The sequence below is a fragment of the Streptomyces sp. NPDC048442 genome (assembly GCF_040651475.1).
In the GTDB taxonomy this organism is placed as follows: Bacteria; Actinomycetota; Actinomycetes; order Streptomycetales; family Streptomycetaceae; genus Streptomyces.
The window spans coordinates 195,113-210,307 of the sequence record NZ_JBEZKB010000011.1; the positions used below are offsets into that span (position 1 = coordinate 195,113).

General features: G+C 70.5%; 12 protein-coding genes. 1 reads left to right on the forward strand and 11 read right to left on the reverse strand.

Annotated features, from left to right (window positions below; genetic code table 11):
- Position 1: 1 nt before the first annotated feature.
- From AB0D18_RS19105 to AB0D18_RS19150, 10 genes are all read right to left on the reverse strand, one after another.
- The gene (locus tag AB0D18_RS19105) at positions 2-2,236 is read right to left on the reverse strand and encodes an NHLP family bacteriocin export ABC transporter peptidase/permease/ATPase subunit (protein ID WP_362419380.1); all 2,235 of its coding nucleotides are present in this window, start codon (positions 2,234-2,236) and stop codon (positions 2-4) included.
- Entirely contained in the window at positions 2,233-3,036 is an 804-nt protein-coding gene (locus AB0D18_RS19110; protein ID WP_362419383.1) for a biotin/lipoyl-containing protein, read from the reverse strand. The genes AB0D18_RS19105 and AB0D18_RS19110 overlap by 4 nt, the downstream gene beginning before the upstream one ends.
- 94 nt (positions 3,037-3,130) lie before the next feature.
- On the reverse strand, positions 3,131-3,373 hold the full coding sequence (locus tag AB0D18_RS19115; protein WP_362419386.1) for a hypothetical protein: 243 nt from the start codon (positions 3,371-3,373) through the stop codon (positions 3,131-3,133).
- Positions 3,374-3,952: 579 nt separating this feature from the next.
- The gene (locus tag AB0D18_RS19120; protein WP_362419389.1) at positions 3,953-4,873 is read right to left on the reverse strand and encodes an endo-beta-N-acetylglucosaminidase H; all 921 of its coding nucleotides are present in this window, start codon (positions 4,871-4,873) and stop codon (positions 3,953-3,955) included.
- Between the two features lie 182 nt (positions 4,874-5,055).
- Positions 5,056-6,639 (reverse strand): alpha/beta hydrolase, encoded by a 1,584-nt coding sequence (locus AB0D18_RS19125; RefSeq protein ID WP_362419391.1) that lies wholly within the window; start codon positions 6,637-6,639, stop codon positions 5,056-5,058.
- 202 nt (positions 6,640-6,841) lie between these two features.
- Positions 6,842-8,086 (reverse strand): LCP family protein, encoded by a 1,245-nt coding sequence (locus tag AB0D18_RS19130; RefSeq protein ID WP_362419394.1) that lies wholly within the window; start codon positions 8,084-8,086, stop codon positions 6,842-6,844.
- Positions 8,083-10,233: a bifunctional polysaccharide deacetylase/glycosyltransferase family 2 protein gene (locus AB0D18_RS19135; protein ID WP_362419397.1), complete on the reverse strand. Its 2,151-nt coding sequence runs from the start codon at positions 10,231-10,233 to the stop codon at positions 8,083-8,085. The genes AB0D18_RS19130 and AB0D18_RS19135 overlap by 4 nt, the downstream gene beginning before the upstream one ends.
- Positions 10,230-10,496 carry a hypothetical protein gene (locus AB0D18_RS19140; protein WP_362419400.1) on the reverse strand — a complete coding sequence of 89 codons (267 nt, stop codon included), beginning with the start codon at positions 10,494-10,496 and terminating at the stop codon, positions 10,230-10,232. The genes AB0D18_RS19135 and AB0D18_RS19140 overlap by 4 nt, the downstream gene beginning before the upstream one ends.
- Before the next feature lie 566 nt (positions 10,497-11,062).
- The gene (locus tag AB0D18_RS19145) at positions 11,063-11,707 is read right to left on the reverse strand and encodes a deoxynucleoside kinase (protein ID WP_362419403.1); all 645 of its coding nucleotides are present in this window, start codon (positions 11,705-11,707) and stop codon (positions 11,063-11,065) included.
- 293 nt (positions 11,708-12,000) lie between these two features.
- Positions 12,001-13,263, reverse strand: a complete 1,263-nt coding sequence (locus AB0D18_RS19150) for an NAD(P)/FAD-dependent oxidoreductase (protein ID WP_362419405.1) — start codon at positions 13,261-13,263, stop codon at positions 12,001-12,003.
- 274 nt (positions 13,264-13,537) lie between these two features.
- On the opposite strand from AB0D18_RS19150, the gene AB0D18_RS19155 reads away from it, so the two are divergent.
- Positions 13,538-13,933, forward strand: a complete 396-nt coding sequence (locus AB0D18_RS19155; protein ID WP_362419408.1) for a DUF488 family protein — start codon at positions 13,538-13,540, stop codon at positions 13,931-13,933.
- A gap of 73 nt (positions 13,934-14,006) precedes the next feature.
- Here the strand turns inward: AB0D18_RS19155 and AB0D18_RS19160 are convergent, their stop codons facing one another.
- On the reverse strand, positions 14,007-15,161 hold the full coding sequence (locus AB0D18_RS19160; protein ID WP_362419411.1) for a hypothetical protein: 1,155 nt from the start codon (positions 15,159-15,161) through the stop codon (positions 14,007-14,009).
- Positions 15,162-15,195: the final 34 nt, after the last annotated feature.

The window sequence follows — 15,195 nt, forward strand, 5'->3', positions numbered from 1 at the left end:
CTCAGTGCTCCTTGACCAGTTGGGCGTACGCGCCCTGCGTGGCGATCAGGTACTCGTGCCGCCCGCGCTCCACGACCGTGCCCCGGTCGAGTACGACGATCTCGTCGCTGTCCCGCACCGTGCTCAGCCGGTGGGCGATGACCACGCAGGCGCAGCCGCGCCGCCGCAGGTTGTCGATGATGATCTGCTCGGTCGCCGCGTCCAGGGCGCTGGTCACCTCGTCGAGGACCATGATGCTGGGGCGGCGCACCAGGGCTCGGGCGATCTCCAGGCGCTGACGCTGGCCGCCGGAGAAGTTGCGGCCGTCCTGCTCGACGCGGCTGTGGATGCCGCCCGGACGGCGGGCGATCACCTCGTACAGAGCGGCGTCCTCAAGGGCGGCGACGACGGCCTCGTCGGGGACGGAGGGGTCCCACAGTGCGATGTTGTCGCGGACGGTTCCCTCGAAGAGGAAGACGTCCTGGTCGACGAAGGAGACGGAGGCGGCGAGAGCACCGCGGGGGATGTCGGCCAGTCGCATTCCGTCGATGGTGATGGCGCCCTCCCACGGGGCGTAGAGGCCGGATATCAGCCGGGAGACGGTGGACTTGCCGCTGCCCGACCCGCCGACGAGCGCGATCTGCCGGCCGGGGCCGACCGAGAGCGAGAAGTCCTTGAGCAGCGGGGCGTCCAGCGGGCTGTAGCCGAAGGTGACGTTGTCCAGCTCGACATGGCCCTTCAGCCGGCGGGTGCCTGCTGCGGGCTCGCGGCGGGAGTAGACCGGGTCGACCGGGAAGTTCTCGACGTCCCGGAGGCGGGCGACGTCGGCCGCGAAGTCCTGGATCCGTCCGGCGACGCCGTTCAGGCGGGTGATCGGTGCGGTGAAGCTGGTCACCAGGGCCTGGAAGGCGACGAGCAGACCGACGGAGAGGTGCCCCTCGACCGCCCGCAGTCCGCCGATCATCAGGATCAGCGCGCTGTTGAGGGCGGCCAGCGTGGGCGCGACGATCGCCAGCCACGCGCTGGGCACGCCGAGCCGCTGCTGCACGTCGAGGGTGATCGCGTGCTGTCCGGCCCAGCGGCGGAAGAACGCGTTCTCGCTGCCGGTGGCCTTCATCGTCTCGATGAGCTGGAGACCGCTGTACGAGGTGTTGGTCAGCCGCGCGCTCTCGGCGCGCAGTTTCTGGGTGTCGGTGGACCGGAGGTGGATGACGATCCGCATGGCGAGCACGTTGAGCAGCGCGACGCCGATCCCGACGACGGTGAGCTGCGGATCGTACGTCCACAGCAGTACCGCGTAGAGCATGACCACCGCGGCGTCCACGCCCGCGGCGGCCAGGTCGCGGGCGAGGGTCTCGGCGACCGCGTCGTTGGACTGCAGGCGCTGGACGAGGTCGGCGGGACTGCGCTGGGAGTAGAAGGTGACGGGAAGTCTGAGCAGGTGGCGCAGGAAGCGGGCGCTGCCCAGGGTGGAGGCGATGATGCGCCCGCGCAGCAGGTTGGCCTGCTGGAGCCAGGTCAGCGTCGCCGAGAGCACGAGGGCGACCGCCATCGACGCGAACAGCACGCCGAGCAGGGACGTCTGTTCGCCGATGAGGAACATGTCGATGTAGGTGCGGCTCAGCGCCGGTACGGCCGTGCCGACCACGACCAGCAGGAGGCTGGCGAGCACGGCGGCGGCCATGGTGCCCGACGTGCCGCGCAGGCGGACCGGCATGGCGCCCAGGACGCCCGGCTTGCGGCCGATGCGGCGGAAGCCTTCACCCGGCTCGAAGGTGAGCACGACACCGGTGAAGCTGGTGTCGAACTCGTCCAGGGGGACGAACCGGCGGCCCTTGCCGGGGTCGTTGATGTAGACGCCCCTGCGGCCGAAGCGGCGGCCCATGCCGTCGTAGACGACGTAGTGGTTGAACTCCCAGAAGAGAATGGCCGGTGCGCGCACCTCGGCGAGCGCGGCCAGGTCCATCTGCATGCCCTTGGCCTGCAGTCCGTATCCGCGGGCCGCCTTGAGCAGGTTGCTGGCGCGGGAGCCGTCGCGGGAGACGCCGCAGGAGATGCGCAGTTCTTCCAGCGGGACGAAGCGGCGGTAGTGGCCGAGCACCATGGCCAGGGCGGCGGCGCCGCACTCCACCGCCTCCATCTGCAGCACGGTGGGTGTGCGGACGGCGCGCGGCGTCCTGCCGCGGGGGGCGGGCGCGGGCCGTCGGCCGTGCGGGGCGCCGGCGCGACGCCCCTGCGGGGCGCGGCGGCGGCTCATGGCAGCAGCCAGTCGACGGGGTGCTGCGCGGTGAGATGGACGGCGGCGGTGACCGGGGCGGTGGAGTCGAGGACGTACGGGGGGCCGCCCGCGGTGGACCAGGCGTACCCGGATTTGGTGGCGGAACGTTCCAGCTGTACGAGCACCGCGACCGGGTTGCCCTGCCGGGAGAACTGTTCGGCGAGAGCGCGGTCGCCGAGGAAGCCGCTGATCTGCGCGGGCGACTGGGGCACGCGGCCGACCGCCTTGACGCGGCCGCGCAGCACGCCGAACTTCTGCCGGGGGACGGACTGGACGCTCAGATCGACCGTGGCGCCCACCGGAACCGTCGAGCCGCTGCCGGCGGGCACGTACAGTACGGCCACCATCGGGTCGTCCGGGTTCTTCACCCGTTCCAGGATCGCCACGTCCGCGCCGAGAGTGACGACCGCACCCGTCTTGGCGACCAGGGACGTCACCCGGCCGGCGGCCACCGCGCGCACGGGCCGATCGCCCTTGTCCGTACGGACGTGGAGAAGTGGCGCCCCTGCGGACAACAACCGGCCCTCTTCGGCGAGGACTTCGGTCACCTGCCCCGCGACGGGACTCTGCAGCGTGTAACTGCCCTCGGCATGGGTGAGGATCCCGGGGGCGCTGAGTTTGGCGGACACGGTGCCTGTGAAGGCCCAGAAGGTCGCAGCGGCCATGACGACGATCGTGACGGCGAGCACGAGCCGCCCCTGCGGGCGCGCGAAGCGTACGGGCAGGTCGAGTTCTTCGGGCGATTGCAGCTTGGAAAGAGCCTTTTGGCGAAATTGCACGGACTATTCCTTCAACCGCATTCGTCCGGGTGGGCAGGGGAAACCATGAACCCCGGACACCGTGAGGGATCCGGGGTTCATGGGGATTTCACACTCAGAGACCGGCAACACCAGAGGTGTTTACCGAAACGCCGGAGATTCCCGACACCAGGCCGGGGACGCCGGAGACGAGGCCCTGCGCGGTCTGGACGGTCTGCAGGCCGCCCACGGTGCCCAGAACGTTGGTGACGTCGCTGGTCACGGCGCCGGCCAGGCCACCGTTGACGCTGACGATGCCGCCGGAGACGGCGTCCAGCTCGGCGTCGGCGATCTCACGGGTCTCAATGTCGTTACGCATGGGGCGCACCTTTCATTCATCTGGATATTCCACTCGCACACCACGGTGGAACGGCCCACAAACTCGGCCGCTCCGTCAACTTCCGCGGTGCGCAGATGAAAGCACGCGAATGAGTGACCGGGCGAATCAAGTTGACACTTCTTCACGAGTGGACGTTCACGGTGGACGACCGGCATGCGACTTCATTCACCGAATGATGACGACCTCTCCGCAGGAACGAGTAACAGATACGGGCGGCCGGGCACACGGCGGGTACGTAACGGGACACACTCGCACCAAGTGCTGGGCCTCTGTTCGGGACATCGGCGAACGCCACAAGGAGGCCGTCCAGCCCACACACATGATGTGCGGGTTTCCCACAGGAGATGTGGAGCAGCCCCCAGCGCTCCGGGTGCGGAGATACGGGCGGAGAGACAGGGCGCAGATACGGGGCGGAGATACGGGGCGGAGCGGATCCTCGGTCACCCACCGGCACCGCGCCCCCGACATCGTTGTCGAGAGCGCGGCGTGTACGGGTCACAGCTCTAGTGGGTGCGGCGAGCCCGGAGGGAGCGCCGTGCGCCGGGGCGTGCGGTCGCCCTACGGCGTGTAGACGGCGGCACTGCCGTACAACTCCCGGGTGAACGCGGAGACAGCGGCGCTGCGATCGGTGCCGTCGAGGTTGTACGTCAGATAGACGCCGTACCCCTCACTGACGGTGCGGCGGGCGAGGCCGGCGCTTGTGCTCTGCGAGGTACGGCCGATCTCGACGGCCGCCGGTGACAGCTTCGACTTGGGCAGTGCGATGCCGGGGACCTGCCAGCTGCCGTAGTACGGGTTCCAGGCGTAGTCGAACTTGGACGAGACGTCGACGCCGCCGTAGGAGAGACGCGACGCGGCCGGGCCGATGTTGTACAGGCTGATGATCTTGCCCGGCATGTTCGCGCGCAGCGCGGTGACGAGGTGCACGAACGAGCTGCTGTTGGGCTGACCGGTGCCGTTGTTGCCGTACTCGGCGTACTCGTCGTCGAAGTCGATGCCGTCGAGACCGTACTTGGTCACGGCGTCCGACAGTTGCTTCGCGAACGCCGAAGCCGCCTGCTGGGACGGGAAGTTGGCGAAGCCCGCACCCTGGTGGTTGCCGAGCACCGAGAGGACGACCTTGATGCCCTTCTGCTGCAACGGCCGTATCTGCGTGGCGGCGTTGTCGAGGACGCGCTGCACGTTCTCGTTGAAGTACAGCTTCGCCGTCTTCGTGCCCGTGTCGTAGTTGATGTTCGCCGCGAAGATCACAGCGACGTCGAAGACATTGCCGCCGCCGTTGGCGAGGGTGTACCTGCCGACGTTCAGCATGCTGTTGTTGTTCACCTCGACGTACGCCACCGAGGTCGGTCCCTGTTTCGCGAGGGCGGGGGCGGGGGCTGCCGCGCCGGCCGGGGCTGTCGCGCCGAAGGCGAGGGCCGCGACGGCCGACAGCGCGAGCGCCGCCGTCCGCACTCTGCTCCGTACCAAAGTGAACATCGTTGATCGGTCTCCCATCGCATGGATCGGCGCCCGACCTGTTCGAAAGCGCCGAGTGAGCCCTCCGAGTTTTCCGCTCCGGTGACCGAATCCCGGGAGTCTTGCGCGAACTTCACACAACTCCCACGCACATCGCTTTGCAACGCGCCGCCTGGGCAGGGGAGTTGGCGCGCGGCCCGCCGCTACTTGGAGCAGGTCCCGTCGTCGGCGGGCAGCTTGCCCGTGGCCAGGTACCGGTTGACATGGTTGTCGACGCACGCGTTCTCGTACAAGCCGTAGATCGCGTGCCGGTTGGCGCCCTTGACGGTGATCAGCTTGGAGCTCGGCAGGAGGCCGTGCAGGGCGACGGCCCCCTTGTGCGCGGTGCGCGGGTCGCCGGTGGCGGACACGATCAGCGCCTTGGCGTCGTGCTTCACCTGCGTGGGCTTCTCACGGGGCCGGTCCCAGAAGGCGCACGGGCCGATGTTGTTGTTCATCGCACCGAAGCGCGGGTACGCGGCGCGGCTGCGCTCGATGTCCCGCCAGTAGACCTCGGGGTCGCGCGGGGCGGCCACGTCCCCGCAGATGACGGCGGTCTGCGCGCTGGCCATGTGCGACTGCTCGCCGGTGGTGACGAGCCGCAGCAGTCCGGCGAACTGCGGTGAGAGCGTGGTCGGCTGCCCGCCCGCGGCCTTGTTCAGCACGGACACGTGCTCACCGAGGGACGCCCGGGACATGTCGGTGTCGCTGTCGAGCCCGGCGAGGAGGACGAACGGGGTCTGGGTGTCGTCGAGCCGGAAGGTGTCCGGTCCGGTGCCGACGGCCAGCGGGCCGCGCGCGGACTTCTCGATGATGCGGTCGATCGTGGCGAGGACCTGGGCGCGGGTGCGGCCGAGGCCGTAGGTGGTGTGACGGGCGGCGGCCCAGCCGGCCCAGTCGGCGAGCGCCCGCTCGTTCTCGCCGACGGCCTCCTGGAGCAGCCGCGGGCCGAACTTGCGGGGGTCGATGGCGCCGTCCAGGACCATGCGGTCGGTACGCCCCGGGAACATCTGGGTGTAGACGGTGCCCAGGTAGGTCCCGTACGAGTAACCGAAGTAGGAGATTTTCCGCTCGCCGAGCGCGCCGCGGACGACGTCCATGTCGCGGGCCGTGTTGCGGGTGGTGACGTGCGGCAGGACTGCGGCGTTGGTGGCGCGGCACTTGGCGGCCAGGTCCTTCTGGAGCGCGACCTGGCGCTCGAAGCTCGCCCTGCCGAGACCGGCCGAGAAGAGATTGGTGCCGACGGGCAGGCCGCAGTCCAGCGGGGTGCTGCGGCCGATGAAGCGCGGGTCGAAGCCGACGATGTCGTACCGCGGTCCCGTCTCCTTCATCCACGCGTGGAATTCCGGCGGGGACTGGAGGGCGGTGTTGCCGGGGCCGCCGTTGTTGAGCAGGATCGAGCCGATGCGGTGGCGGGTGTCGGTGGCCTTGAGCCGGGATATCGCGACGGTGATCGTACGGCCCCGGGGGGCGGCGTAGTCGAGCGGCACGGTGACGTCCGCGCACTGCACGCCGGCCTTGTCCAGGTCCCGGCCCATGGTGTCGTCCGGTCCCTTGGAGCAACTGCCCCAGCCCAGGCGCTGGTTGTAGTAGCGGTCGAGCCCGGCCCCGGACTTCGACGCGGCAGGGGCCGTGGCGGTGGAGGCCGCCGGGGCCGAGGCCGTGGCGGAGGGGGCCGCACCGAGGCAGGCGGCGAGGGCGAGGCCCACGGCCGAGGTGCGGCGCACGGCCGAGCTGGGGGTGATCACGAAAATCTCCTGAAGGTGCTGGGCGTTGCGGTCGGGAGTGCCCACGGAACGACGGCCGGGAAAGACGGACTTCCTCGCCCTGTTCCGCGTATGTCTGACACGTCAGACGCTAAGCGGAACGCCCACTCCTCCTCACTACGGCTGTCCCCCCAACCTCGGTAGGGTCACCTCCACTTGGCCGCGGGCGCGCACCCTTTGCGGGTCACCGCGTCGTCTTCCCCGTCGTCTTCCCCGTCGTCTTCCCCGTCTCCGTCACCGGGCGGTCGTGCCGGAGGTCGTCGAAGAGCCGGGCCGACCTCCTGGCGTCCCACTTCAGTACGTTGCCCTTGGGGGTGGGGACGCCGATGCCGGACACCGGCACGTTGAGCTGCCTGCCCTGTCCGCCGGCGACGCTCTGCACGGCGCGGAACATCCTGCCGAGATCGCGCAGGCTCATGTCCTTGTCGACGACGAGCGTGTCGAGCCCGGCCTCCATGGCCGGACCGATCTCGCGCGGGTCGAAGAGGGTGCCGGGCCGGGCCGCCTGGTGGGCGAGGGTCGACAGGAACTTCTGCTGGTTCTTCGACCGGCCCAGGTCGCCCTCCTTCTCCTGGTGCCGCTGGCGGACGAAGGCGAGCGCCTGCTTGCCGTTCAGGGTGTGACAGCCCTTGCGCAGGTCGGCGCCCGACTTCTCGTCCTTGATGTCCCGGTCCAGGCACATCCGGACGCCGCCGATGGCGTCGACGATGTTCACGAATCCGGCGAAGCCGATCTCCGCGTAGTGGTCGATGCGCAGCCCGGTGTTCTTCTCGACGGTGTGCACCAGCAGTTCGGGGCCGCCGTAGGCGAAGGAGGCGTTCAGCTTGTCCCTCTCGGGCCGCCTCGTCTTGCCCGTCGATGTGTCGAGGCGGCCGGGCACGGTGATCCAGGAGTCGCGCGGCAGGCTGACCATGCTGGTGCCGTGGGCCCCGGTGTGCAGCAGCATCATCGAGTCGGTGCGCCGTCCGCCGCCCCCGCCGGCGTGCAGGTCTTTCACGTCGTCCTGGGAGAGCCCGTCGCGGCTGTCGGAGCCCACGAGGAGGTAGTTGGTGCCCTCGCCGGGCGGCGGACGGTCCGCGTACGCACCGAGGTCGACGTCACGGTTGAGCCGGGTCTCGGCCCAGCCGTAGGTGCCGCCCGCCGCGACGGCCACAGCGGCCAGCAGGACGAGCACCGTTCGCCGCAGCTTCCTGCGCTTCTTCGGCTGCCGGGCGTGGGCGCGCCGGGGCCCGTAGTGCGAGCTGGGGCGTTCGGCGAAGCGTTCGCGCGCGGCGGCGCCTTCCGGGGCCGGGTACGGGCCCTGGCCGTCGTACAGTTCCGGACCGGCGTACGGATCCGGATCGGCGTACGGATCCGGACCGGCGTACGGATCCGGACCGGCGGACAACCCCCTGCCGCCCCCCGCCCGCTGGTCAAGCGGGTCTGTCATGGTCGACTCCCTCGGTCATGTACCAGGTCCGACTCGCGCGCCCGCTCACCGGTTCCTCTCCCGTCGAGCAGGCCTCCGGACGTCTCCCCCGACGGCGCTTCGAGCAGATACGGGTCGGCGGTTCCGGTGCGCTTCATGCTGTGCCACTTCAGCCGGGTGCCGAGCAGTGCCGTGGTCACGGAGTGGATGACCACCAGGTACATCAACTGCCGGTAGACGAACTGCTGGAGCGGCAGTACCCAAAGCACCCGCAGCCGTTCGCGGTCGAGCCGCAGCGCGTAGGCGGCGGTGACCAACTGGATGGAGAGGAACCCGAACCAGACGAGGGCGGCCTCCAGAGGATCGCGGAACAGCGCCCCGAACAGGGCGAACATGTCCACCACCGGTGCGCACAGCGGCAGCACGATCTGGAACAGCGTGACGTAGAGCAGCACCCGGCGGCCGAAGCGTCCGGCGGGGCCGACCTCCGTCACCGCGCGCCGGTGCTTCCACATCGACTGGAGGGTGCCGTAGCACCAGCGGTAGCGCTGGCGCCACAACTGCCGCACGGTGCTGGGCACTTCGGTCCAGGCGACCGCCGACTCCTCGTAGACGACGCGCCAGCCGGCCCGCCAGAGCGCCATCGTGAGGTCGGTGTCCTCGGCCAGGGTCTCGTCGCTGACGCCGCCGACGCCCATCAGCGCGTCCCTGCGGAAGGCGCCGATCGCCCCCGGCACCGTCGGCATGCACTCCAGGACCTCGAACATCCGCCGGTCGAGGTTGAAGCCGAGTACGTACTCCAGGTGCTGCCATTTGCCCAGCAGGCGGCGCCGGTTGCCGACCTTGGTGTTGCCGCTGACCGCACCGACCGCCGGGTGGGCGAGCGGCTGGACCAGCCGGGCCAGCGCCTCGGGTTCGAAGATGGTGTCCGCGTCGACCATGACGACGATGTCGTACCGGGCGTGCGCCAGACCGGTGTTGAGGGCGCTGGGCTTGCCGCCGTTGCGCTGGCGGATCACCGTCACCCGGGGGTCGTCGATGTCCTCGGCGATGTCGGCGGTGGCATCGGTCGAGCCGTCGTCGATCACGATGATCTGGAAGTACGGGTACGTGGAGGCGAGCAGCGAGTACACGGTGGAGGCGATTCCGGCCTCCTCGTTGTACGCGGGCACCAGGACCGTCACCGGGTCCCGCACCTCGCGCAGCCGTGGTGCTCCGGGCCGGAACCGGTGCAGCCTGCGCACATGGAGCCGGGCGAACACCGCGAACAGGAGCATCCGCAGGACGCCGAGCGCGCCCGTGAGGGTCAGCGTCCACACCATCACGGTGAGGAAGGCGTGCCCGAACCGCTGCAACTGGATCAGGCCCTCGCCCTTGATCTCCTGGGCCACGGGGACCTCGTCGAGGAAGGAGGGGCGTCCGAGGCCGCCGCTGACAGTGGTGAACTCCTTCACGCTGCGGTCCTGCAGCAGGTCCTCGGCTTCGCGGTAGCCCAGGTCGGTCTGGCTGTGCTGCGTCACCAGTCCGCGCCACGGCTTGCGGTCCTTGTGGTCCGAGGCGACCACCAGGTACCCCTGCGCCGCCGCGCGCTCGGCGGCCGTCCACTCGGCGCCGCAGAGCGTGTCCGCGGCCGTGGTGTGCGGCAGCCGCAGCAGGGTGGTGTGGACGGCGGCCGCACCCGCGAGAGCGGCCTGGGTGAGCGACAGTTCGAGCCGCGCGCGCAGCGGTGAGGCGGTGCCGAGGTCGCCGCCGCTGTAGGTGTACGAACCGATCTCGTGGCCCTCGTTCACGATCCGCCGCATCAGCTCCGGGTACTGGGCCGCGTCCTTCCCGTAGACGAAGAAGGTCGCCCGCGCACGGTGCTCGCGCAGTAGGTCGAGCAGGCGCGGCGTCCACTGCGGGTCGGGCCCGCCGTCGAAGGTGAGCGCGACAGTGCCGGGCGGCATGGCCGCCGTGGCGACCCCCTGCGGGCCGAACCGCAGCAGCGGCTTCCCGTCGTCCGCCTCACGCGGGATCGGCCGGGTGCACAGCGGCTTGTTGCGGGCGGCGTCGACCTGGTGGGTCGTCCAGCCCTCGAAGAGGAGAGTGACGGCGACGACCAGGAGGACCAGCAGGAGGACGAGCCAGTGTCCGCGCGGAGGGCGGCGGACAGTGGACCGCCGGCTCACTGCTTCGGGCCTCCGGCCGACGGCAGGGATCTGCCGGGCGGGCGGTGGTGGTCGCGGTCCACGAGGTCCCTGGCCGGCGACCGGTCGGCCTCGGCCCGGTCCGGTGCGCCGTGGCCGCGCGGCGACGTGCCGGTGTCCGGGCCGGAAGGCGCCGGTCCGTTCAGACTCGGCGGGTAGGTGCCGACGGGCTGCCGGAGTCCGCTGATCAGCGTGCCGACGAACAGGAGATACCCGAGGCAGGCGCAGCCCACGGCCAGCGCCATGCCTTGCAGTGTCCGCCTGCGCCAACCCGACTGGTCGATGAATACGGGGAGTTGGGGCGCGGCGGCCCGGGGGCGCCGCCCCGGCGGGCTCACCCGAGGCGCCGCCACCCGGTGCGGCATGCGCGGTGTCGTCTCTCGCCCCGTGTGCTGCGCCGGGTACTGCTCGCTGCGGGCAGGGGGTACGGGCGACGATCGCCCGTCGTGCGGTGTGCTGGCTATGTGGGGGATGCCCTGCACTGGTGCTCCTGATCTGCGGCCGCGCACGCGCGGTTCTTTGTCTGTGGGGGGGTACGGACCCGGGGGTCCGCCGTACTGCCCGTGAGACGTCTCAGCCGCATCCCGGTGCCCGGCGCGTACGGAGGTTTCCGCACGTGCGCATGTCCTGCGCCCTTCCCGGGTGGGGCCGGGAAGGTCACGTACACAAATGCCCTCACAAGGGCCGGAATGCCAGGGTGCGGCCGTCAGCCATCACGCAGCCCCCGACCCTACTCGGGCACCCGGGCGGCACGGCAACAGGCCCTCCCGGCCTTCGGCCTGGCGAGGAACGACGCGGCAGGACCGACGCCCTACGCCAGGGCGTCCTTGACCTGCCGCACCACGCGGGCCGCGTCCTGGGGGTTGTTCACCACGTCCGTGCTGCTCATGTCGACGACGAGGACTTCGCTGGCCGAGTAGTGCTTGTGCACCCAGTCGTCGTAGCCGGACCACAGCGTCCGGTAGTACTCGACGAGGCCCTCGTCCTGCTCGAAATCACGGCCCCGCAGGCCGATCCGGTGCAGCACGGTCTCGAAGTCGGCCTTGAGGTAGACCATGAGATCGGGTGCCTTGCGGTACGGCAGGCCGTCGATCTCGCGCATCATCTCGTCGAGCAGCCCCTCGTACACCCGCATTTCGAGGGAGCTGATCCGGCCGAGGTCGTGATTGACCTTGGCGAAGTACCAGTCCTCGTAAATGGACCGGTCCAGGACGCTGTCGCCCTTCTTGTACGCCTCCTTGATCGAGGCGAACCGGGTCTGCAGGAAGTAGAGCTGCAGCAGAAAGGGGTAGCGCTTCTCCCGGATCTCCTCGGGGCTCGCCGTGTAGAAGAGCGGGAGGATCGGATTGTCTTCCACGCTCTCGTAGAAGACGTCGCCGCCCAGTTCCTTGGCGATCAGTTCGGCGACACTCGTCTTACCGATGCCGATCATGCCTCCGACGCAGATCACTGACATTCCTCGCTTCTCCCCGGGGATCTTCTTGTACGCGGCCGGACGGGCTGGACGCCCCACAGCGCCGGGACGCCTGCCGACGGCCACACGGGTCCCCGAGGTCTTCATGATCAACGCCATGTGGTCCCCGTCCGGGCCGAGGCCCTGCGCGGGTCCGCCTCCGCGACCGGTCGGACCAGCCCGTTCCGTCACTGCTGCACACGGCGACGAACCACCGCCCCGCGACCGCCTTGAAGCATAGATGACGCTTCGCCCCCCACCGGCCAGAGCGGGGGCGGGGGCGGGAGCGCGGCCGGTCAGGCCCCCGGCGCGGCTGCCCGGCGGTGCCTGATGTTGACGGCCGCGGCCCTGGCCAGCACCAGGGGGTTCAAGAAGCGCAGGGGGCCGATCAGGCGGGATGCGAACAGGTGCATGTGCCGCGCCACCGCTTCGTCGCGTGCCGCCGCCGAGAACATCAGCCGCTCCAGGGGATTGAACGGGCGTGCCTTGGCGAAGTCGGCACCCAGGTACTGGTGGCCGCGCAGGCGGCGCCCGTGTCTGCGCGCGTACACCGCGAGCGACTTGTCGAGGTCGCCCCGGCCGGTTGCGGCCGCCGCGACCGCCTCCGCCAGCCATTGCGCGGACTGCAGCGCCCACCCGCATCCCACTCCCCACAGGGGATCGGCGGTCAGGGCGGCGTCACCGATGAGCGCGATGCCCGGTGCGGTCGGCCTGCGGCTGTGCAGCGGGTAGTCGACGGTGCCGATGATCTTCGTGAGGCGCTCGGCGGAGTCGACGGGCGGCGCCTCGGGCAGGGCGCGGACGAAGTCGAGGAAACTTCCCTCCAGGTCTTCCCGGAAGGCCGGCAGCCGCTTCTTGTCCGGGAGCACCGCCAGGACCGTCACCCCGTCGTCGTTCGGGAACGCGTACGCCATGTCGGGTTCGCGGAACCAGGTCTGGCTCGTCCCGCCGCGCAGCGGAAGGTCGCGGTAGTGCGCGAGGTAGCCGAACCGCGCGTTCTCGTGCCGCCTGGCAGGCACCCCGGCGAGCTTCGCCACGGCCGAGTCCTTGCCGTCGGCGCCGACCACCAGGCGGGCCCGGATCTCGCGCTCGCCCTGCGGCGTCGTCGCGCGCACCCCCGAGGTCCGCCCGGCTTCCCGCACCAGCCCGGTCACCTGGTGGCCGAGGAGCAGGTCGACGCCGGGGGTCTGTGCCGCACGGGACCTGATCAACGGGTCGAGGGTGCTGCGCCGGACATTGAACCCGTACGGCAGCTCGGGGCCCCCGGGCGCGGCCCTCGGCTCGATCCATCCCCAACGGGTGTGCCAGCGGGCCGTGTTGCGGATCGCTCCCGCCTTCTCAAGGGCGGGGACGAGGCCGAGTTCGTCCAGCACCGGGTAGGCGCAGGCCGTGAGGGAGTGGGTGCACAGCACCTTGTACGCCTCGGGGTCCGAGCGGCGTTCCAGCAGTGCGACGCGGGCACCGCGGCGAGCGAGCAGGATCGCCGCGGCGCTGCCGGCGAGGCTGGCGCCGCTGATGACGACGTCGTAGTCGTTTCCCGCGCTCTCAGGCTTGTCCATGCGCTGACAGGTCCCTTCGGGGTGTGCCGTTGGTGGGAATGGTGCAGTGCCACTGCTGTCAGGTGCATGAACAGTTGTCAAGAGTCGACTTCGCGCCACAACGCCCTGGGGCCTTGTGCGCCTCGAAGTGGCTGGTCCGCGGCGAACGTCCGGCGGGTCGAGACGGCCGGCCCCTACGCCCTCTCCCCGGGCCGGTTCCGCTCAAGGGGCCTCGGCCACGGCTCGCACATACAGTTCAGACAGGGAGTATTGCCGCATTTCGAGGAGGCACACCATGCCGTCGGGGCCCGCATTCCGTGTACGCCGTGTCTACGAATCGCCCGAGCCCGCCGACGGCCGTCGGATCCTGGTGGACCGGCTGTGGCCGCGCGGGTTGTCCAAGGAGCGGGCGGAGGTGGACGAGTGGCTCAAGGACGTGACGCCCTCGAAGGGCCTGCGTACCGCCTACCACTCCGACGAGCTGGACTTCGCGGGCTTCCGGGCCCGCTACCTGGCGGAGCTGGCCGAGCCCGAGCACGCGGCGGCGGTCGACCGTCTGCTCGTCCTGGCCGGCGCCTCCCCCGTCACCCTGCTCACCGCCGTCAAGGACCCGGAGCGCAGCCATGTATCGGTCCTCGTCGACCATCTGAGGCGGCAGCACGACAACTCCGGGGAGAGCAGGGGCACATGACGCTGCCTCAGCGGCTCTCCAGCGACCGGCTCGCATGAACCCCCGGCTTCGGACCCCGGTCGCGGACGCCGCCCTACTTGTTCGGACCCCGGAAGCGGCCGAACGCCTTGGTGAGCGCGCCCAGCGGTGAGCCGTCCACCTTGGCCGTCCCCGGTGCGGGCTGCCTGGGTACACCGTCGCCGCCGGGCACCTCGGCCAGCGCGGCGTGCGCCGCCTCGGCCGCCTCCCGGTACAGGTCGCGGGAGTTCGTCATCGCGTCGAGCGCCTCGGCGTACTTGGTGACCATGTCCCGGGCGTGGGCCAGCTCCTCGTCCGGGGTGAGCAGGTGCCAGCCCTGGCGCAGCCGGGTCAGGGCCTTCTCGGCCTCGGCGGGAAGAAGCCTCGGCAGGGCGGCGAACTCCTTGATCCGGTCGAGGAGTTCGGTCGGCACCGAGCCGTCCAGGAAGACGTTGCGCACCGCGAAGTGCTCCGCGTCGTACTCCGTGGCCTGCGGCGCCGTGGGCAGGACGACGGCGCCGCCGCGCGGCATCCGTACGTTCAGTTCCCGCTTCATCGCGAAGTCGGCGATCTGTGCCTGCTCCGGCGTGGCCCGGTGCTCGACCACCCGGTGGCGCAGGCTCGGCGGCAGGAACGCCGAGACCGGCTGCTGTCCCAGCGCGTCCGGTGTCATCGCCTCGTGCACCACGACGTGGAGGAACCAGCTCTCCTTGGTGCAGTCGCGCAGCCGTCTGCGCAGCTCGTCGTCGTCCTTCGGCAGGTGGTTCGCCCTGCGCAGGCGTACGTCCGGCACCGTCGTGCCGTGGTCCCAGGCGACCCGGTCGCTGTCGGGCCAGAACATGGTGACGGGCGAGGCCCAGTGCATGTCCCACATCCGCTCCGCCTCGGCGGCGAGGACCCAGGTGACGCCCTCACCGTCCTTGCGGCGGCCCTCAGGATCGTACGTGGTCAGCTGCGCGCGCACCGTGACGTCGCCGGCCACGCGCCAGCGGGCCTCGAAGAGGCGGCGGGCCGAAGGGCCGGGGTCGGCGGACTCGTCCCGCGGGTACAGGGCGGTGGAGCGTGCCGCCTCGACGGGGTCGAGGTCCAGGAAGTCGTCGAGCACCCCGGCCGCCTTGAGGGCGATCAGGTTGCGCCGGACGTCCTGTTCGGGCTCGGGCCCGAGATGGCGCCCGCGCCCCAGCCATGCGGTGTCGGGGACGGTGGTCGAGGAGGTGCTCTTCTTGGCCATGGAGTCGTTCTGTGGGAGACGGGGGCCCGACCAG